This is a genomic window from Neptuniibacter sp. SY11_33, assembly GCF_047778025.1.
Classification (GTDB): Bacteria; Pseudomonadota; Gammaproteobacteria; order Pseudomonadales; family Balneatricaceae; genus Neptuniibacter.
In genome coordinates this window covers 2,267,573-2,288,295 of record NZ_CP180543.1, presented here as the reverse complement: position 1 = coordinate 2,288,295, position 20,723 = coordinate 2,267,573, and the positions used below count along the sequence as shown (strand labels likewise).

Sequence of the window (20,723 nt, the reverse complement as noted above, 5' to 3'; positions counted from 1 at the left end):
AATTAAAGGGCGTTATCGCCTCTGTACTCTGCTTTTCTAGAAAAGATCTGATTCAGTGCGCCAGATACAATTTCTCTTACAATAGGGTGTTCATTTTGAAGGTCAGCTAAGTTTGAGCAGAAAAGCATTTTGTCTTTGGCAGATGCCCAAGCGGTGAAGTTATCATCGATAACCAGAGATCTAATGACCGAAGAGTACTTATTGATTTCCATAATCAGCTCCATTGCACATTCATTGTGTCAGAAAACCATTCTTGCATAATGTTTATTGCGGTGCATCATTTTTGTGCTTGTGCGGCATTCTTTCACTTTAATGTGACTTAATCGTTAAATTAACCCTCTACTTTTTATTGTTTTATATACACCTGCACTTTGCGTGCCATTACAAAAAAATGACGTGGGAATTTGAAATATCGACCTCATGATTGTTCATTTTGCGTGATAGCTGTTGCGTCGCGTATAGTTCCAATTAACTTCATCAGTATCGCTAAATGGATTTGGCGCTAAGGAATCTTATATGGATCTACAACAATCGCTGCAACAACACTTTTCGTTTGATCAATTTCGGGATGGACAAGAACAAACCATTCGTCAGTTACTTGGTGGCCAATCCACACTCTCAGTATTTCCAACGGGTGCAGGAAAATCTCTTTGCTATCAATTTACTGCGATTCATCTACCTAATTTAACCTTGGTGGTGTCGCCGTTATTAGCTTTGATGAAAGATCAATTGGCTTTTTTAAAAGAAAAAGGGATTGCTGCGGCAAGTATTGATTCGACGTTGACGCCTGATGAAAACCGTCAGGTTATGCAGGATATTCGTCAGGGTAATATTAAGATTTTGATGGTCTCCGTAGAGCGGTTTAAAAACGAGCGCTTTCGAGAGTTTATTAGCTCTGTATCAATCTCCATGTTGGTAGTGGATGAGGCTCATTGTATCTCTGAATGGGGGCATAACTTTCGTCCAGACTATCTGAAATTACCGCAGTATTGTCAGCAGCTCAATATCCCAACGGTGTTGTTACTGACAGCCACAGCAACACGTAAAGTGAAAAGAGATATGGCGCAGCGATTTAATATTGCTGCGGAGCATATAGTTCAGACCGGTTTTTATCGCTCGAACTTAGATTTAACGGTATTGCCGGTTAAGGAAGCGGATAAAAAGGCTCAGCTCGCTCAAGTTGTTGCTGCGCAAAGTGGGGCAGGTATTGTCTATGTCACTTTGCAACAAACTGCAGAGGAGGTTGCTAATCACCTGCAGCATCAAGGAATCGCTGCGGTGGCTTATCATGCAGGTTTGGACAATGAGCTTCGACATCAAATCCAAACCGATTTTATGGCGGGAAGAATTGGTGTTGTGGTTGCAACGATCGCCTTCGGCATGGGGGTTGATAAGTCCGATGTTCGCTTTGTTATCCATTATGATCTACCCAAATCGATTGAAAACTATAGCCAAGAGATTGGTCGGGCTGGTAGGGATGGAAAGCTATCTCACTGTATTACTTTGGCAAATTTAGATGGCATTACCACAGTAGAGAACTTTGTATACGGCGATACGCCAGAGCTATCGGGTATCGAATATGTGATCAACAATATTCGGGATGAGGAGAGTAGTCAGCAATGGGAGATGCAGATCTCTCCATTATCTGGTGTGGCTAATATCCGTCAACTTCCGCTAAAAACCTTGTTGGTGCAGTTGGAACTTCGAGGTGTTATTCAGCCTAAATACTCCTATTTTGCTGATTTTAAGTACAAGTTTTTGGTCGATCGGCAATTGGTTTTGGAGCGTTTTAAAGATGAACGGCGTCAGTTTATCGAAGCTATTTTCCAGCATACCCAGTTTAAGAAAGTGTGGGGGAATTTAGATTTTGAAAGCCTTTATCAGCATTATGGCTGTGATCGGCAGCGGGTTATTTCAGCGATGGAATACCTGCAAGAGCAGCAGTTGATTGTGCTTGAAACCAAGAAGATTACCGAAGTCTTTGCCGTCGATGCCAATAAACTTGCTGAACTAAATTTGGCTCAATCCCTTGCTGATTATTTTAGTGAAAAAGAAGAGAAGGAAGTTCAGCGTATTGCTCAGTTAATTCGGTTTTTTGAGTTGGATCGGTGTTTAACTTCTAATTTAGCGCGCTATTTTGATGACCAACAAGCACCAGAACAGTGTGGGCATTGCTCGGCCTGTCGTGGTGAATCGGCAACCTTAAGCTATTCTTCTGTTCCACAGCTACCGAGTGAAGATGAGCTAATGGTCTTTTTAGATGAATTAGATCAGCTATTCAAAAGCAAAACTGTTTGCCTGACTGTAGGCGTGGCCTGCCGATTTTTGATGGGGATCAGTGTGCCGGTGCTGACACGTTTAAAAGCAAGGCAACTATCAGGTTTTGGTTCTTGCGAACGAGTTCGTTTTTCTGAAGTGAAGCAGAAGGTTACAGGGTTATTAGTGTAGAAGAAACGCAGTAAAACCCTGTGCTAAGTTTACGCTTTAATGAGCGAAGCTCTGCTGCTGCAATGATTCTGGCGTTAATGGTTTAGACAGAAGAAAGCCTTGGTAGTTCTGGCAACCTTTATTCTGAAGGTATGCCAGTTGGCTTTGGGTTTCGATGCCTTCGGCAACGATCTGTAGATCAAGATTGTGTGCCAACTGAATGATTGAATCGAGAACGCGCATATCTGAATTTGTTCCTATGTCATTGATAAAGCTACGGTCAATCTTCAGAATACTGGCAGGGAATTGATTCAAATATGCGAGCGAGGAGTAACCGGTCCCAAAATCGTCAATAGCGATACTGAACCCTGCTTTTGATAGCTCTTCAAGAATCGATTTCCCAGTCTCCATCTGTTCCATCAACACGGATTCAGTAACTTCCAGAATCAGTTGATCGTGCTGCAGGTTATATTGCTTGCAAGCATGTTTAATTCTATCGGCTAAATTGTAATCACCAAGTTGGTAACCGGATAGGTTGATGGCTACCGGGAAGCTTTTTATTCCCATCTCTTGCCAGACACCGAGTTGTCGGCAGGCTTCATTGATAACCCAATCGCCAATCTCTCGGATTAAGCCCGTTTCCTCTGCAAGGGGGATAAAGCGTGCAGGCGAAATGGGCCCTAGTTCTGAGTGGGTCCAACGTAGAAGCGCTTCTACTTTCTCGAGTTGCCTTTGCTGGTTAAAGATGGGTTGATAAACAAGTGATAGATCATCATTGCTGATGGCATTGCGCAATTGCGCTTCTATTTTCAAGTTTTCGACCGATGCTTTTTTTAGTGCGGGGGTATATACCGCTATGGCACCTTGTTTTATATCTTTCTTTGAATTCAGCGCCATAGTGGCTGCATTAGTGACTTCAGCTAGGTTCTTGCCGTGATCTGGGGCGGAGGCTAAGCCAATATGAGCAGATATAGAAACTTCTGTGCCATCGATGCAGAAAGGGGTGCTGATTACTTGTTTAATCTCGTGCAGTAACATGTTTACGTATAGAGAGCTGCTACTGCAAAGAATGGCGATTTCATCGTTACCAATTTGGGCAAGATAGTCTTTATCAGAACAGGCCTGCGCTATTCGGGTAATTACGTCTTCGACCAGTTTTTCAGCAATACGTGCTCCGTATGTGTTACGAATCGTATTGAAACGTTGTATGTCGAGAACGATAACCTTCGCGCTGCCTTCATTATTCATCAGCAGTTCAAACTCAACTTCGAGCTGCTTAATTCGCGGGATTAATTTAACTGATGAGCTATTACCTAGGCTATCAATGCTATAAATTTGCGATAGGTCTGAGAGAGTACCAAGGTAATGGGTGACGATGCCGTCGTTGTCTGTAATCTCGCTGATAGTAAGGTGCTGCAGGTATTCATCTCCCTCTTTATTGATGTTCCATAGAGCACCAGACCATAGGCCTGTTCGTGATATCTCTTTCCACATGGATTCATAGATATCTTTGTTATTGTTGGAGCTTAGGTTGGAGATATGACGGCCAACAATATCTGGGTTTGAATAGCCTGTGATTTTCTCGAATTGATGATTGATTTCGACGACATTGAGGTTGACGTCAGTGATTACAATGCCGGTTGAAAGCTGGTTGATGTTCTCTTTGATTTTGCGATAACGATCATGTCTTTTAATCGCTTCTGTTTTTAGTAAACGGATTAAATAGCGGTTCTCATTATTGGGTGTGCAATGGACAGTGATATCTGAAACAGGATCACAGTTTTCATGGGCCAAACTAAATACGCGGTTGTGTGCAAAACCTTGTTTTAATCCCGCATGCAGCTCTTCAGGAAGATGGTGGAAGATATTTCTCAAACGATGAGGCTTTGATTGTGGGGAAAGGTTGAAGAACTCCTTTGCCGAGCCATTCATACCCAAGATTGCATCTTCTGTACAAAGTAGAGTTGGAACGGGCTCGTTGTTTAGAAGTTCTTCTAGTTCTGACGATATTTTTGAAATTAACCCTCGCGAACGGCTGAGCCTTACCTCATACCATAAAGGGATGAGTAGCAAAGCCAGAATTAAAGCCGCAACCAGCAAGGCCACGTGGTTGAGCGCTGGCGGAGATAGTCTAGTGACTAATTCAACATGCATGACTGCACCTAGGCGGTGAACGTCTTCATTAGAGAATTAAGGTCTTTAACCAGTACTTTCAGATTGTCACAAGCATGGTTAGTCTTATCAGCCGCATCCATATTTGAGCTGGCCACATTTCTAATGCTCAGAATGCTATTACTGATTTCGTCTGAAACTGCACTTTGCTGTTCGGATGCGCTTGCAACCTGTAGGCATCGATCTGAAACCTGCGTCATTGCATGAGATACTTGATCAAATGACTGACTAGCTTCTTTTGCTAGCTCAATACCTTTGTGTGCCTGGCCTGAACAGCGCTCCATCGCGTTAGCTGTTTCTTCAACCTGCTTCTGTATCGTATCGATAGTATTTCGAATTTCGCTGGTGGATGATTGCGTACGTTGAGCAAGGGTTCTTACTTCATCCGCGACTACCGCAAATCCACGTCCTTGTTCTCCCGCTCGAGCTGCCTCAATCGCGGCATTTAGCGCGAGAAGATTAGTCTGTTCAGCGATCTCATTGATTATGTTGATAATCTGTTCAATCGAATGAGCCTGATGTTTAAGTTCATCAGAAGAAGCAGACGCAGCTTGTACATCGCTTACCAGCTCTGAAATACCTTCCAGCATGACACTGATGTTGTTTTTGCCTTGCTCAGCCAGATCAGATGCGTGTTGTGTTGCCGAAGAGGTTTGCGCCGTGTTGTCGGCAATATCATGTGCTGTGGCTGACATTTGAGTCGCCGCACTGGCCAACATATCGCTTTCAGCATTTTGCTGATGAATACCAGAAGTTGTCTGAGCGACGGCGTCATCGGTCTCGTGCATAACCTCATTGAGGGTTTTGATGCTGTCTTCAACGCGGCCAACAACTGTTCTCAGGCGGGCTTGCATCATGCGGGTTGCTAGCTCCACTGAGCCTTGCTCATGCATGTTTTCAGCCATTACTAATTGCGCTAGAGGGTTGGCGTAGATGCCATCCGCGGTTGAAGCAATTTCAGAGAGATGATGCGTATGGCGATACATAGCAAACATAGCGATCGTAAACACTACAAACATTGCTATGTACTGTAAGGAAGCTTCAAAAGGTAAGAGTGTGCAACCAGCTATTAACAGGCTGGTAATGGCCGTTGTTGCCATAATGCGGGCGGCAAGGCTTTTGCCTTTAACAACTTTGCTAGGTGAGCTATTAAGTTTTGCGTAAACTTTTTCAGCACGATCAATTTGGTAACCTGTTGGGCGCGTCCGAACGGATTGGTAGCCGCTTTTCTCGCCTTTATCGTTGTAGATAGGCATGACGTAAGCTTGAACCCAGTAATGATCACCGTTTTTACACCGGTTCTTAACCATGCCCATCCAAGGCTGATCATTCTTCATATGGTGCCAAAGGTCACCGAAAGCTGCTTTTGGCATGTCAGGGTGTCGGACGATGTTGTGATGTTTACCAATCAGCTCTTCTTGGGAGTAACCAGCAACTTCACAAAATTCAGGGTTCGCGTAGGTGATAATTCCCTGAGTATCTGTGGTCGAAATCAAGCGAACATTTTCTGGATAGGTATGTTCGATTCCCGTTGTATTAGTGCTCATGTTCTGGTCTCCAGTGTCTTTCGTTCGGTTTCTGGAGCGACATGTAATTATTTTTATTGGCCGCGATCAGTGGGCTTGAATAAATGACCGTCTGTTCGGTCGCCACTATCAGTAAGAGTATCCCGTACTTTTGTTAAGTATATATGACACAAAATTTTGTGCGCTGCAACAAATGTTAGATGAATAATGATCCGATTATTGAGGTCATATTGGTAGCTTTGTAGCTAATAGATTGATGTTATTACATAAAAAAGCCCTCCTAAAAGGAGGGCAAAGAGGCCTTTAAGCCTAAAGGAGCCCAACAGCTCCGGAGTGGTAACACCACCATCGTGAAGAGCGAAAAAACGAAGGTCTAAAGCTGTTCAATATCTAAAGCAAAAGTATGATTTAAGCCAGTCTGCAGGGTTGCTGCATGTTGGCTTACTCTTGGTAGGTAATGGTCAGCAAAGAACAATGCGGTAGAAACTTTAGCGTTAAGGAAATCATCGCCATAGTCGTTATCCGCGCCTTTTATCTCTTCAGCTTTGATGGCGCCTTGCGCTAGTAGCCAGCCACCGGTTAGGTAGCCCATCATCATGAGGTTATCGACACTGATATTGCCCATAAGTTGTTTATCGCTGCCCGCATTTTCTAGGATAAATTGACCGGCAGAGGTCGCATCTCGAAGAGCAGTGGTTAGTTTTTTACCAAGCTCTTGTAGGGCTTCTGAATCTGAGTGAAGTAGAAGTTCAGTTGTGGCTTGAACATCGGCTTGCAGTTGCGATAGCGCAGCGCCTTTATCAAACAGTGTTTTACGACCGATAAGGTCAAGGGCTTGAATACCTGTAGTGCCTTCATAAATTGGTAGAATTCGGGCATCACGATAATGTTGCGCTGCACCAGTCTCTTCTATGAAACCCATGCCGCCGTGAACTTGGATATTCAGTGATGTCAGCTCTTGGGCTAGTTCAGTCATCCATCCTTTAGCAATGGGGGTATAAAACTCTACACGTGATTTGCTGGTTTGATCGCCATGGTGTGCACGGTCAATATCCGCAGCTGCGGTATAGGCAAGAGCACGCATCGCTTCATTACCTGCTTTCATCGCCATCAACATACGACGTACATCTGGGTGATTGATGATCGCTATTTTGCTGCCATCAGGATTGCTGCCTTGGAAGCGTTCTTGGCTGTATTGCAGTGCTTGTTGGTAAGCACGCTCGGAGATAGATAACCCTTGCAGGCCTACAGATTGGCGAGCATGGTTCATCATTGTGAACATATAGCTCAGACCTTTGTTTGCTTCACCTACTAGGTAACCGATTGCGCCTTCGTTATCACCAAAGCTCATTACGCAGGTTGGGCTGCCATGAATACCCAGTTTGTGTTCTAGGGATACACAGCTTACGTCGTTTAATTCACCCGGTTGGCCTTGATCATCTAAAAGGTATTTAGGCACGATAAACAGGGAGATGCCTTTAACACCGGCAGGTGCATCTGGCAGACGAGCAAGCACGAGATGCACGATGTTTGATGTCATCTGGTGATCGCCCCAAGTGATAAAGATCTTCTGGCCAGTAATTTTGTAGTGATCGCCTTCAGGGATGGCTTTGGATGCTACCGCTGCTAGGTCCGATCCTGCATTGGGTTCAGTCAGGTTCATGGTACCGGTCCATTCACCACTAATCAGTTGTGGTAGGTATTGTGCTTTTAATTCGTCACTACCATGAGCAATCAGTGCTTCCACAGCGCCTTGGCTGAGCATAGGGCAGAGTGCAAAGCCCATATTAGCCGAATGCCACAGCTCATTTACTGCGGTACCAATAACATTGGGTAGTGCCTGACCGCCAAACTCTTCAGGGCCAGTTAGCGTTGCCCAACCATTTTCGACAAACTGCTGGTAGGCATCGGAGAAGCCAGCGGTTTCTTGTACTGCACCATCTGCAACCGTAGCGCCGTTTTGGTCGCCCACACTATTAAGAGGGGCCAATACATCAGAAGCGAGCTTTCCTGCTTCTTCAACGATCACATTGGCTAGCTCAGAGTTAACTTCATCTAGGTTTTGTTCACTGCATAGCTGATCTAGATCGATCAGATGGTTTAGTAGAAAGCTGGCATCCTGTAGTGGTGGAGTATAAGTGCTCATAAATCTCTCATCTCTTGATTAGAGCAGCTATATAAAAAAATCCAAGCGGCTCTTTAAGTTGTATCGTGTGTTACTTTAAAAAGGCGAGCTGGGTAAAAAGGCGACAAGTACCCAGCCCGCATCAAAGGAGCTACAGTTTATTTTGTAGCTCTGGCATCACGTCAAACAGGTCAGCAACTAAGCCATAATCTGCGACGGAAAAAATAGGTGCTTCTTCATCTTTGTTGATAGCAACAATGGTTTTGGAATCTTTCATTCCTGCAAGATGTTGAATAGCACCTGAAATACCAACAGCGATATAAAGCTCTGGCGCGACGATCTTTCCTGTCTGGCCTACTTGCATATCGTTTGGAACAAAGCCGGCGTCAACCGCTGCTCGGGATGCACCTACGGCAGCGCCTAGCTTGTCTGCTACTTGTTCTAGCAGACCGAAATTCTCACCGTTACCCATGCCGCGGCCACCGGAAATAATGATGTTGGCAGCAGTCAGTTCAGGACGATCAGACTCAGCGACTTCTTCACTAACAAAACTTGATAGTTGGGCATCATGAGCAATCGATATCTCGCTAATCTCCGCTGAATTGCCTTTTTCAGCAGCGTCGAAAGCGGTTGTTCGCACGGTGATGACTTTTATTGGATCTAATGATTCTACGGTTGCGACCGCGTTACCTGCGTAGATAGGGCGCTGGAACGTTGTCGCTGATTCAACTGCGGTGATATCGGAGATCTGAACCACATCCAGTAACGCTGCAACGCGTGGAAGGTAGTTTTTCCCTGAGGTAGTGGCTGGTGCGAGGATATGATCGTAGTCCTTACCTAACTCGGTAATTAGCTTAGCCATGTTTTCTGCAAGCTGGTATTCATAAGCTAGCTCATCAGCAAGTAACACTTTACTAACACCAGTAATCTCTGAGGCTGAAACGGCTACAGCTTTACAGTTACTGCCCGCGACCAGTAGATGAATATCACCTCCGATTTGTGTCGCTGCTGTAATCGTGTTGAGAGTGACAGGTTTTAGTGTGCGATTGTCATGTTCTGCAATAACGAGAATAGTCATATATCACCCCCTTAAATTACTTTTGCTTCGTTCTGAAGTTTTTCGATCAATTCATCAACGCTGTTTACTCGGATACCCGCTGTACGCTCTGCTGGTGGCGTGACTTTCAACAACTTGGTGTGGTTTTTTAGCTCTACACCTAAGTCCGCAGGGGATTTGACCGCTAAAGGCTTGCGCTTAGCTTTCATAATGTTTGGTAAAGAAGCGTAGCGAGGTTCGTTGAGTCTAAGATCTGTAGTCACGATTGCTGGTAGTTTTAGCTCTACAGTTTGTAGGCCACCGTCCACTTCGCGAGTAACTTGAGCTTTGCCATCTTCTACCTTAACTTCAGAAGCGAATGTACCTTGTGGCATATCGGTTAGCGCCGCTAGCATCTGACCAGTCTGGTTGTTATCGCTATCGATGGCTTGTTTGCCCATAATGACCAGATCGGGTTGTTCATCTTCAATCACTTTGCTTAATAGTTTCGCTACATTCAGTGATTCAGGAAGCTCATCTGTTTCAATCTGAATACCACGATCTGCACCTAAAGCTAGGGCTGTTCTAATCTGTTCCTGACAGGCTTTTGGTCCGATCGATACGATGACGATCTCCTCTGCTTTACCTGCTTCTTTTAGGCGAACCGCTTCTTCGACGGCGATCTCGCAGAACGGGTTGAGTGCCATTTTGACATTGGCTAGATCTACATCGGTGTTGTCTGCTTTAACGCGCACTTTTACGTTGTAATCAATCACGCGTTTTACGGTAACTAAAATTTTCATCTGTTTACCTCTCCGACCTAGGAGCAGTGCTCCTAGGTTTTCACTCTGGTGTTATAAGTCTTATGATTTTTGAGGTTCGGTACCGTTGGCACGATCACGAAGTAGGAACTTCTGGATCTTACCGGTCGATGTTTTAGGCAGAGGACCGAAAACAATATCCTTCGGTGCTTTAAAGTGGGCCATGTGTTCACGACAGAAATCGATTAATTCTTTCTCTGTGATACCGCAATCAGCACCGTCTTTTAGAGCAACGAAAGCACAAGGTGTTTCACCCCATTTCTCGTTGTTCTTAGCAACTACCGCAGCTTCTTGGATAAATGGGTGACGGTATAGAACATCTTCCACTTCAATTGAGGAGATGTTTTCACCCCCAGAGATGATGATGTCTTTAGAGCGATCTTTGATCTCGATGTAGCCATCCGCATGCCATACCGCTAGATCACCCGAGTGGAACCAACCACCTTCAAAAGCTTTATCAGTGGTTTCTGGGTTCTTTAGATAGCCTTTCATCACAAGGTTACCCTGCATGAAAATCTCACCCATTGTTTCGCCATCTTGAGGTACAGGTTCCATTGTTGTTGGGTCAGCAACCATAAGACCATCAAGCATCGGCGCTCGCACGCCTTGACGAGATTTTAAGCGTGCTTTCTCATCAGCCGTTTTTTCATTCCACTCATCGTGCCAAGCACAAACCACAGAAGGGCCGTACGTTTCAGTCAAGCCGTAAACGTGGGTTACGCTAAAGCCAAGCGCTTCCATACCTGCAATAACTGCTGCTGGTGGCGCAGCACCTGCGGTCATTACATTTACTTGGTGCTCGATACCGGCTTTAAGTTCATCATCAGCGGAATTAAGCATGTTCAGAACGATAGGTGCACCACAGAAGAAACCAACTTTCTCTTCTTTAATAGCATTGAAAATATGATTTGCACGTACATGGCGAAGGCAGACATTAACACCAGCCATAGCAGCAATCGTCCAAGGGAAACACCAACCATTGCAGTGGAACATGGGTAGGGTCCACAGATACACAGGGTGCTGGCCCATACCCCATGAAATGGAGTTACTGATAGCGTTTAGGTAAGCTCCGCGATGGTGGTATACAACACCTTTTGGATTACCTGTCGTGCCAGATGTGTAGTTTAGCGTGATGGCGTTCCATTCATCATTCACATGGTGCGGTGTGAAGTTTTCGTCGCCTAGCTTGAGGAAGTCATCGTATTTGATATCGCCGATGAATTCGCCTTCGGTCCAATAAGGGTCATCGATATCGATAATGAATGGTTTTTCATCCATTAATTCAAACGCACCTTTAACTACAGAACTGAACTCACGGTCAGTAATAAGAACCTTGCTCTCAGCATGCTGCAAAATAAATGCAACGGCTTCAGAATCTAGACGGATATTGATTGAATTAAGCACGGCGCCACACATAGGTACGGCGAAATGCGCTTCAAAGTGTTCAGCTAAATTGGGCGCTAAAATTGAAACGGCATCGCCTGGATTGACGCCTTTTTGCTTTAAAGCGCTAGCTAGTTTCTTACAACGATTATAAGTTTCAGCCCAGCTGCGGCGTATTTCTCCGTGAACAGTGGCTGTACGCTCTGGATAGACACTAGCTGCACGTTCGATAAACGTAATAGGTGTCAGTGCAGAATAATTGGCCAGATTTTTATCCAGATCGGTTTCGAAAGCTGAAGTGATCACTGTCTCTCTCCTTGCTATTTATCGCTAACGCTCAGTTTCGCGCTTAGCTAAAGTTATTACGTTTAAATTTGATAAATTGGCCGACTATCCCGCTGCGGAAGCTCAAAACGCAAACCACAAAAACAGCGCCCATAATGATGTGAATGTAGTTACCCATCTCGCCACCAGAGAGGTAGTTCTGCATGCTGACGATAAAGCCTGCACCCAACACTGGGCCGAAGATCGTGCCCACGCCGCCAACAAGGGTCATAAGGATGACTTCGCCTGACATGTGCCAATGAACATCGGTTAGCGATGCCAATTGGAAAACCAACGTTTTGGTCGAGCCAGCAAGTGCTGCTAAAGCAGATGAGATGATGAAGGCAATCCATTTGTAACGATTAACGTCGTAACCCAATGATGTTGCACGGGCTTCGTTATCTCGAATTGCTTTTAATACTTGGCCAAATGGCGAATGAATGGTGCGGTTGATCATCCAGTAACCGAATACAAAGATGGCTAGCACAAAGTAATACATGGTGTAGTTATCACTGAGGTCTAGTAGCCCAAACAGCTCGCCACGAGGCACACCTTGCATACCATCTTCACCATTAGTGAATGGTGCTTGTAGGTAGAGGAAGAATACTAACTGTGCCAAGGCCAAAGTCACCATGGCGAAGTAGATGCCTTCACGTTTAACCGCAAGCTTGCCAAAAATTGCACCCAATAAGCCGCCGGCAACGGTACCCGCGAGAATGGCAAGTTCAGGTGTAATACCGCTATTGATCATGAGGTAACCGGTGATGTATCCACCTGTTCCTAAGAACGCCGCATGACCAAAGGAAAGTAGTCCCACGAATCCAAGCAATAAGTTAAATGCGCAGGCAAATAGTGCAAAGCACAGTACTTTAGCTAGGAAAACTGGGTAAAGAGCTGCTGGTGCGATCAGTGCTAGAACCAGTAGTGCAATGTTTAGTTTTTGATTATTCATACCGATCTCCTAAGCTTCTTTACCGAATAAACCGGCTGGCTTGAGTAGCAGCACAATAACCATCACTAAGAAGATAATGGTGGTAGAGGCTTCGGGATAAAAATATTTGGTTAAGCCTTCCACGATCCCCATGCCAAGGCCCGTGAGAATGGCGCCGCCGATAGAGCCCATACCGCCAATAACTACGATGGCAAACACCACGATTAAGATGTTTGAACCCATATCAGGTGATACTGAATAGACTGGAGCGGCCATAACACCGGCAAAGCCTGCTAGAGCAACGCCGAAACCGAAGGTCAAAGTAACGATCAATGGCACGTTGATCCCAAAGGCTTGCATCAATTGTGGGTTCTCTGTGCCTGCGCGAAGGTAAGCACCTAGCTTGGTTTTTTCGATCATCCACCAAGTGCCAGCGCAGACAATGATAGAAGCGATAATGATCCAAGCTCGATAATTAGGCAGGTACATAAATGGCAGACGGTTACCGCCTTTTAGTTCTTCAGGAATGGCGTATGACATGCCAGAAGAGCCAAACATATGGGTAAAAGCACCTTGAATAATCAGGGCTAAGCCGAACGTTAACAGTAGGCTATAAAGGTGATCTTCATTAGCGATAGGGCGGATAAGGAAGCGTTCCATCAATATGCCGATCGCGCCAATGCAGATCGGTACAAGGATCAAAGCCACCCAGTAGTTGATGCCCATATATTTTAGGGCTAAAAAGGCGATAAATGCACCTAGCATATAGAGTGCACCTTGCGCGAAGTTAATTATCTTCAGCAGACCGAAGATAATGGCCAGTCCGAGGCTAAGCAAGGCGTAGAATGAGCCGTTGATCAACCCAACCAATAACTGGCCAAATAGGGCAAAGAGGTTAATATCAAACATAACAATCATCTACCTGTAGTCATCCCAGAGGGATGTATGAAGCAGGTGTGGTGGCAAAGCCAAATAGTATTTGCCACCACGCATTTTTCTTATGAGAAGTTGCACTGGGGTAGCATTGGGCTGTAAGCCTCATCTGCTGGAATAACCTTCAGTACTTTGTAGATGTCGTTTTGATCTTTACGCTCGGCTGCTTTCTTAATCTCTACATACAGCATGTCGTGAACCATACGGCCGTCTGGACGTAGAGTCGCATTACGTGCGAAGAAGTCTTCAGGTTTTGTCTCCTTCATCTTCTTAGCAATCGCTTCTGCGTTGTCGTTGCCTACCGCTTTTACAGCATTTAGGTAGTGAGTTGTTACAGAGTACACACCTGCATGGATCATGCTTGGAATGGCACCGTGACGCTCTTCAAAACGCTGACTCCACTGACGTGTTTTTTCATCCATATCCCAGTAGAAACCAGACGTTAAGCGCATGCCGCCAGCAACATCTGCATCCATTGCTTGAGCGTTTGGTGTGAATACCAATAGTCCTGCAACATCCATCTCTTGCGTTAAGCCAAATTCATTGGCTGTTTTAAGTGCGTTTACTGTGTCGTTACCGGCATTGGCGAGGGCAACTACGTCAGCACCAGATGCCTGAGCCTGAAGAACATAAGAGGAGAAGTCAGTTGTGCCTAGTGGCGCACGGATAGTGCCGACAACTTCGCCGCCGTTTTCTTTGATAACTTTGGATGCTACACCTTCTAGAGCGTGGCCAAAGCTATAATCAGCTGTGATGAAGAACCATTTCTTTTTACCTGACTGAACCATTGGTTTTACCGTGCCGTTTGCTAGGGCAACAACGTTGTAAGTCCAATGAACGTTGTAAGGGTTACAACTCTTAGTTGTAAACGTGTTGGAGGCAGAACCTGAAATCAGGGTTAGCTTTTTAGCGTTCTGGTTTACTTTAGATACAGCGCCGGATACAGCAGAAGAAACTAAGCCACCGATTGCATCAACGTCTTCGGCTTCTACCCACTTACGCGCAATAGAAGAGGCGATATCTGGTTTTAGCTGCGAGTCAGCTGTAACTAGTTCGATCTCTTTTCCAAGTGCCTTACCACCAAAATCTTCAATCGCCATCTCTGCTGCGGTTACACAACCTTGACCACAAATGTCGGCATATGTGCCACCCATATCTGCCAAAATGCCCAGCTTAATCTTGCCATCAGATTCTGCCAGTGCAGCACCTGAAACTGCTGTCGCCATTGCGCCTGTGATAACTGCTGAGATTAGTGATTTTTTAAATGTCTTCATTGACTCGCTCCAGTTGCCATACCTTCTACTCAAAGGTCGTATGTCTGTTGTTTTTATTCTTTAACTGCTTAAACACCTAGATAGGTATTTAATAAATCTGTTTTAGCTTCGAGTTCATGAGCATGAACTTCTTCCACAATGTGGCCGTGCTCCATCACGTAGTGACGGTCAGCAATTGGCGCTGCAAAGCGGAAGTTTTGTTCGACTAGCAGAATGGTTAATCCTCTCTCTTTAAGGAGACTAAGAACCTCGCCCAGTTTCTGCACAATGACGGGGGCGAGGCCCTCAGTAATTTCATCCAGCAATAGGATGTTTGCGCCGGTACGCAAAATTCTGCCTAGGGCGAGCATCTGCTGCTCACCACCAGATAAACGTGTGCCTTGACTGGTTCTGCGTTCGTAAAGGTTTGGGAATATTTCGTAGATCTCTTCTACACTCATGCCGTCAGAACGTACTTGAGGAGGTAGCATGAGGTTTTCTTCAACATTAAGGCTGGAGAAAATGCCGCGCTCTTCGGGGCAAAAACCTAGGCCTAAACGGGCAATCTTATGCGCAGGCAAGGACATCGTTTCCTCGCCATTGACTACAATGTTGCCGGTACGCTTGCCGACCATATTCATGATGGCTTTTAGGGTGGTTGAACGACCGGAACCGTTACGGCCCAATAGGGTAACCAATTCACCTTGGTTAACCGTTAGGTCGATGCCATGGAGAATGTGCGACTCGCCATAAAAAGCGTGTAGATTATTAATACGAAGTTTTTCGCGCTGATTACCGTGAACGGCTTCGTGTTTGGTCTGTAAGTTAACGGCCTGATTCATACCAAAGCCTCCGCTTCTTGTTTTGCTTGTTCAGCTTCAACTTCTTCGGCTGCAGTGCCCATGTAAGCTTCACGCACGCGGGGATCTGCAGAAACAGTTTCGTAGTCGCCTTCGGTTAAAATGGCGCCTCGTTGCAGTACGGTGATGCGATCAGCAAGTTTCGAAACTACATGTAAGTTATGTTCAACCATCAGAATGGTGCGATTGGCTGAAACCTTTTTGATTAGGTCGGTCACCACATCTACATCTTCGTGCCCCATGCCTTGTGTAGGTTCATCAAGCAGCATGAGTTCAGGTTCTAAGGCCAGCGTGGTTGCGATTTCTAAAGCGCGCTTGCGGCCATAAGGCAGGTCAACGGTAACGCTGTTGGCAAAACTCTCTAAACCTACAGATTCGAGAAGTTCTAAAGCGCGAGCATTTAAATGGTTAAGAATTTTTTCAGAACGCCAAAAGTGAAAGCTGTTACCTTCTTTACGCTGCAGGGCAATACGAACGTTTTCTAGAACCGTTAAATGCGGGAAAACAGCAGAGATTTGGAAAGAACGGACAACCCCTTTGCGTGCTATCGCTGCAGATTGCATCGAGGTGATATCTTCATTGTTAAACAAGATCTGACCGGTCGTTGGTTGCAAAAATTTGGTCAGTAAATTGAATACAGTGGTTTTACCTGCGCCGTTAGGGCCGATAAGTGCGTGAATGTGTCCTCGTTGAATCTTTAGATTGACATCATCAACCGCAGTAAAGCCTTTAAACGCTTTGGTTAGATCCCGAGTTTCCAGAATGAAGTCTTGCTTAGGCTGAGTCATCGTGGCGCTACTCTTTTCCTTGAATTACCTTGTCTGCTACAGCTTCAGATAGGTAAGTCTCGATTTTTGTTTTTATGTGGCAGCCAGATTAATGGAGAAAGTTTGCTTAACTATTTTTGTAATCTAACGAAATGTAACAAGTCGCCGTAGCAATCTCGGTTTGTGTTACATTCGATTTAAAGAAATACTGTGTTTTAGGAACCTGCGAACAAGTCCCATACGACTCAGGCTTTCAGAGAAATTGAAGCACGAGGCAATGATTACAGGCATGCTGGTTGCCTGGCGAAAATCATTAACGAAGTGATTCATTTGCTCTGGAAGCCCCAGAGGGTGGGTTCTAAAACGACCATCTACTTTGTCAGCCAGCTTGAAAAGGTCTAGACATTCCACTGCGCTGACTTTCGCGTATCTGGCCGTTTTATAGCCCACTGAGAAAGTATGAGACTTATTCGCAGGTTCCTTTAGGACTTATCTCTCATGGAAGGGGAGTTGTGTTTGTAACATCAACGAGATAGTAGATTCGATGTATCGCCGTTCACCTATTACTATTCGCTTGTTCTTAATGCTATTGGCGCTAATCGGTAGCATTTTTGCTGCAATTTATTTCTTTACCGTTCCTTTGATTAAACAGAATGTTTTCAATCTTGAGTTGAATTCCAACCGTCAGGTTTTAAACATCGTTTATGATCTTGCTAATCGGATGTACGCAGGGACGGAGCGTTACGTAGACAATACCCTTAAATCTCACGAACAGCGTTTGGGGTCTGTGCTTGATTTAGCTGAAAACCATATAAATCTTGAGTTGCGTGATGGTAGGCAAAGAGGCTTAAGTGAAGATCAAATATGGGAGAAGATATTTACAGATCTACGCGAGTTTCAATTTGGTAATGGCGATTATATTTGGATCTCAGATTATGACGCGAACCTGATCTCTCATCCTGATGATGCTTACCATCAGCAAAATATGTCAGATGTAAAAGATACTGATGGCAATCTGATTATTCCTGGCATTCTCTCTCTAGCTTTAACCGACGGTACTGGTTTTTATAAATACAAATGGAACCGCCTTAACGAAATAGAAGCAATCGATAAATATTCCTATGTAAAACATTACCCAGATTGGGGCTTTGTGATGGGGGCTGGGGTTTATATTGACGATATTCAGCGCGAGGTTGCCGCGCAAAAAGAGCGGGCAATAGCAGAGATAAATCGAGCGCTCAAAGATATTAAAATTGCGCAGAATGGCTATCTCTACGTGTTCGATTCTCAAGGGAATATGCTGTTTCACCCCAACCGTAATATTCATGGAATCAATTTTAAAACGCAGTTAAACCCAGTAACAGGTCAACCTATCTATCAAGATTTGATGGCTGTGTCAGATACTGGTAAAGAGCTGTATTACAAATGGGATAGACCCGATGATCCAGGGCATTATGAATACGAAAAGCTCTCGTTGGTAAGACACTTATCAGGGTTTGATTGGTATATCAGCTCGTCGGTGTATCTAGACGACTTAAAAGCCAGCTCAGTACAAATTAGTCAGCGCATTATGGCCATGGGATTTTTTGGTCTATTGGCGTCCATTGTCGCTGTGTTTATCTTTGCTGAGTGGCTAACTTCTCCCATTAAATCCCTATCGCAGACCGCTTATAAGATCAGCCGTGGTGATCTATCTGCGAAAACCGGTATTTCTCGAAATGATGAGCTGGGTATCCTGGCTGAATCATTCGACTACATGGTGGATCGCTTACGGGGGAATATTAACAACCTCAATAGCCGCGTTAATGAACGTACCAAAGAGCTATCAGAATCAAATAGTCGTTTATTGGAAGCGGTTAACTCCCTGCAAACTACGCAAGATGAACTACGCGCAGTAGAGACTCGGCAGCGTTTGATTTTAGACGCATTGCCGGCTCAGGTGGCTTACCTCGATAACCAACTACGTTATGTGTTTGCAAACCGTCAGTACAGAGAGATGTTTGACCAGACCAAAGAGGGGATTGTTGGTAAAACTTTTGAAGAAGTGGTCGGCGAGGAGATGCATCAGGCTCTTCAGCCTTATATCGAGAAAGCGATGCAGGGTGAGACGCCTGTGTACGAATATCGCCTCAATGATCACGGCAAAGATATTCTCACTCGTCGTACCGTTCTGCCATTTTATAACGTACGTAAAGAAGTCGAAGGGATGTTAACCCTCTCTATCGATATTACGCACGAGCGTGAAGTAGAACAGCGTATGGCTGAGGCTAGCAAAATGAAAGCGGTAGGGCAGATGTCGGGTGGTTTAGCGCACGATTTTAATAACTTGCTTACGATCATCCTTGGTAATCTCCTCGAGCTGCAAGGTAAACACGATCTACCTAAGCACCTACAGCAACATCTTACGCCTGCTGTAAGAGCCACCCGAAGAGGGGCGGATATGACGAAACGTTTGTTGGCGTTCTCGCGACGTCAGCCGCTTAAGCCTAGTTATGTACAACCCGATCAGCTTATCAACGATTTAGTCGGTCTATTGGCTGCACCTCTGCCCGAAAATATTCAGCTAAGAACCCAAATTAAACCAAGCCTACCTGCTGTTTATGTCGATAGTGCTCAAATGGAAGATGCCTTGGTAAATTTGGCGCTTAATTCCGCGGACGCGATGCCTAAGGGCGGAGAGTTGTGCTTAATGGTATCAGCGGTTAGTTCATATAGCAGAGAAGTTCAGCAAGCCCCGTGGGATGAAGAGGTAGTTCCAGGTGAATATGTATTACTCAGTGTGAGTGATACCGGTGAGGGTTTTAGTGACGAAGCCTTAGATAAAGCCTGTGAGCCATTTTTTACTACCAAAGGCACAGGTGCAGGATCAGGCTTAGGTTTGAGTATGGTTTATGGGTTTGTAAAACAGTCTAAGGGTTATTTTAGAATTCAAAATCGCGCTCATTACCATCATGGGCAAGTAGGCGCGAGAGTTGATCTGTTGTTATGTGCGGTGGAGCAACATAGCCCGCAGGCAATCCAAACTACAAAAACAGTTGTAGGGATCGATCGGGCGGAGATCACTGAAAGTTCTCTTATCTTATTAGTTGAGGATGATGCAGATGTGCGTCAGTTGGTTCGTGGGCAATTAAGGTCGATGGGCTTTTCCGTAGTTGAAGCGGGTAGTGGTGATGAGGCTTTAGCCATGTTAACCGGTTTATCGGATTTGGCCGGTGTTGTAAGCGATGTGGTGATGCCGGGAGCAGCGTCAGGTTATGATGTCGCGACCGCAGTGAATATGATTTTCCCAAAGGCTTTTGTTGTGATCATGACAGGCTACAGTGAGCAGCCATTCAAACTTGAGTTTGAATATAGCTTGATTCAAAAACCTTTCGATGCCGAAACCTTAGAAAGAAAAATAGTGCCTTGCCTAACAGAGGATAATCAGGAGAGCAGATGATGACAGATGTCAGCACCCCAGTGATCTATGTAATTGAAGATGAAGAAGATCTAGGCAAGCTTATTTGTACAACTCTGCAGAGCTTTCGTTATCAAGCTAAACCATTTACCACTGGAGAAGCTGCTCTTGTTGAAATTAGCTGGGCGAAACCAGATATCTGCATAGTAGACCTTAACCTTCCTGATATGGATGGTATGGAGTTAGTTAAGCAGCTTGATGAGGATGAGGTCGGAGTCATCATTGTGTCTGGCCGAGATGGACTGACTGACAGAATACTTGGTTTAGAATTTGGGGCTGATGACTATATTACAAAGCCGTTTGAGCCTAGAGAGCTTGTGGCTAGGGTTCAGAGTCTATTGCGCCGCATTCGTAAAAAGAAAAATTTAGTCATAGATAGTCCCCAAAAAGCGCGTTTTGGGCAGTGGGTATATCAGCCTGACTCTCTGAGCCTAAAGCATGCGCATAAGCCCGCAGAGTCTTTGAGTCGAGCCGAAGGTGATATGTTGCTCGCGTTGCTAAAGCATCCTTTCCAAATACTATCACGAGATCAACTCTTAGGTGAAAATTGTGTCCCTTATGATCGAAGTATTGATGTAAGAATGTCGAGGTTACGTAAAAAAATAGAAGAAGATCCTCAGCAGCCCGCGTTTATAAAAACGGTTTATGGGGCGGGATATATGTTCACTTCAGAGGTGAGATGGGAATAGTTGTTAGGAGTTAATCCGA

15 protein-coding genes are annotated in these 20,723 nt (G+C 45.0%); 3 read left to right on the top strand and 12 right to left on the bottom strand.

Annotated elements, in window-relative coordinates:
- Nucleotides 1-2: 2 nt before the first annotated feature.
- Nucleotides 3-212: a hypothetical protein gene (locus ACMXYV_RS10850; RefSeq protein WP_415888512.1), complete on the bottom strand. Its 210-nt coding sequence runs from the start codon at nucleotides 210-212 to the stop codon at nucleotides 3-5.
- A gap of 304 nt (nucleotides 213-516) precedes the next feature.
- On the opposite strand from ACMXYV_RS10850, the gene ACMXYV_RS10845 reads away from it, so the two are divergent.
- The gene (locus ACMXYV_RS10845) at nucleotides 517-2,448 is read left to right on the top strand and encodes an ATP-dependent DNA helicase RecQ (RefSeq protein WP_415888511.1); all 1,932 of its coding nucleotides are present in this window, start codon (nucleotides 517-519) and stop codon (nucleotides 2,446-2,448) included.
- 36 nt (nucleotides 2,449-2,484) lie between these two features.
- On the opposite strand, the gene ACMXYV_RS10840 is transcribed toward ACMXYV_RS10845, so the two are convergent.
- From ACMXYV_RS10840 to ACMXYV_RS10790, 11 genes are all read right to left on the bottom strand, one after another.
- Nucleotides 2,485-4,581 carry an EAL and GGDEF domain-containing protein gene (locus ACMXYV_RS10840; RefSeq protein WP_415888510.1) on the bottom strand — a complete coding sequence of 699 codons (2,097 nt, stop codon included), beginning with the start codon at nucleotides 4,579-4,581 and terminating at the stop codon, nucleotides 2,485-2,487.
- Nucleotides 4,582-4,589: 8 nt separating this feature from the next.
- A complete protein-coding gene (locus ACMXYV_RS10835; RefSeq protein ID WP_415888509.1) occupies nucleotides 4,590-6,146 on the bottom strand; it encodes a methyl-accepting chemotaxis protein in 1,557 nt (518 codons plus the stop codon).
- A 352-nt stretch (nucleotides 6,147-6,498) separates the two neighbouring features.
- Complete coding sequence (locus ACMXYV_RS10830; RefSeq protein WP_415888508.1) at nucleotides 6,499-8,271, bottom strand: acyl-CoA dehydrogenase; 1,773 nt, start codon at nucleotides 8,269-8,271, stop codon at nucleotides 6,499-6,501.
- A gap of 130 nt (nucleotides 8,272-8,401) precedes the next feature.
- A complete protein-coding gene (locus ACMXYV_RS10825; RefSeq protein WP_415888507.1) occupies nucleotides 8,402-9,328 on the bottom strand; it encodes an electron transfer flavoprotein subunit alpha/FixB family protein in 927 nt (308 codons plus the stop codon).
- An 11-nt stretch (nucleotides 9,329-9,339) separates the two neighbouring features.
- Entirely contained in the window at nucleotides 9,340-10,089 is a 750-nt protein-coding gene (locus tag ACMXYV_RS10820) for an electron transfer flavoprotein subunit beta/FixA family protein (protein WP_415888506.1), read from the bottom strand.
- A gap of 60 nt (nucleotides 10,090-10,149) precedes the next feature.
- Nucleotides 10,150-11,796, bottom strand: coding sequence for an acyl-CoA synthetase (locus ACMXYV_RS10815; protein ID WP_415888505.1), 1,647 nt, complete (start codon nucleotides 11,794-11,796; stop codon nucleotides 10,150-10,152).
- Nucleotides 11,797-11,839: 43 nt separating this feature from the next.
- Nucleotides 11,840-12,766, bottom strand: a complete 927-nt coding sequence (locus tag ACMXYV_RS10810; RefSeq protein ID WP_415888504.1) for a branched-chain amino acid ABC transporter permease — start codon at nucleotides 12,764-12,766, stop codon at nucleotides 11,840-11,842.
- Between the two features lie 9 nt (nucleotides 12,767-12,775).
- On the bottom strand, nucleotides 12,776-13,663 hold the full coding sequence (locus ACMXYV_RS10805; RefSeq protein ID WP_415885074.1) for a branched-chain amino acid ABC transporter permease: 888 nt from the start codon (nucleotides 13,661-13,663) through the stop codon (nucleotides 12,776-12,778).
- An 80-nt stretch (nucleotides 13,664-13,743) separates the two neighbouring features.
- The gene (locus ACMXYV_RS10800) at nucleotides 13,744-14,952 is read right to left on the bottom strand and encodes an ABC transporter substrate-binding protein (protein WP_415888503.1); all 1,209 of its coding nucleotides are present in this window, start codon (nucleotides 14,950-14,952) and stop codon (nucleotides 13,744-13,746) included.
- A 68-nt stretch (nucleotides 14,953-15,020) separates the two neighbouring features.
- The gene (locus ACMXYV_RS10795; RefSeq protein ID WP_415888502.1) at nucleotides 15,021-15,773 is read right to left on the bottom strand and encodes an ABC transporter ATP-binding protein; all 753 of its coding nucleotides are present in this window, start codon (nucleotides 15,771-15,773) and stop codon (nucleotides 15,021-15,023) included.
- On the bottom strand, nucleotides 15,770-16,579 hold the full coding sequence (locus tag ACMXYV_RS10790; RefSeq protein WP_415888501.1) for an ABC transporter ATP-binding protein: 810 nt from the start codon (nucleotides 16,577-16,579) through the stop codon (nucleotides 15,770-15,772). The genes ACMXYV_RS10795 and ACMXYV_RS10790 overlap by 4 nt, the downstream gene beginning before the upstream one ends.
- A 523-nt stretch (nucleotides 16,580-17,102) precedes the next feature.
- Between ACMXYV_RS10790 and ACMXYV_RS10785 the strand changes: the two genes are divergently transcribed.
- Nucleotides 17,103-19,997 (top strand): cache domain-containing protein, encoded by a 2,895-nt coding sequence (locus tag ACMXYV_RS10785; RefSeq protein ID WP_415888500.1) that lies wholly within the window; start codon nucleotides 17,103-17,105, stop codon nucleotides 19,995-19,997.
- A complete protein-coding gene (locus tag ACMXYV_RS10780; RefSeq protein ID WP_415888499.1) occupies nucleotides 19,994-20,704 on the top strand; it encodes a response regulator transcription factor in 711 nt (236 codons plus the stop codon). Before ACMXYV_RS10785 ends, ACMXYV_RS10780 begins: the two co-directional genes overlap by 4 nt.
- The last annotated feature ends 19 nt before the right edge of the window (nucleotides 20,705-20,723 follow it).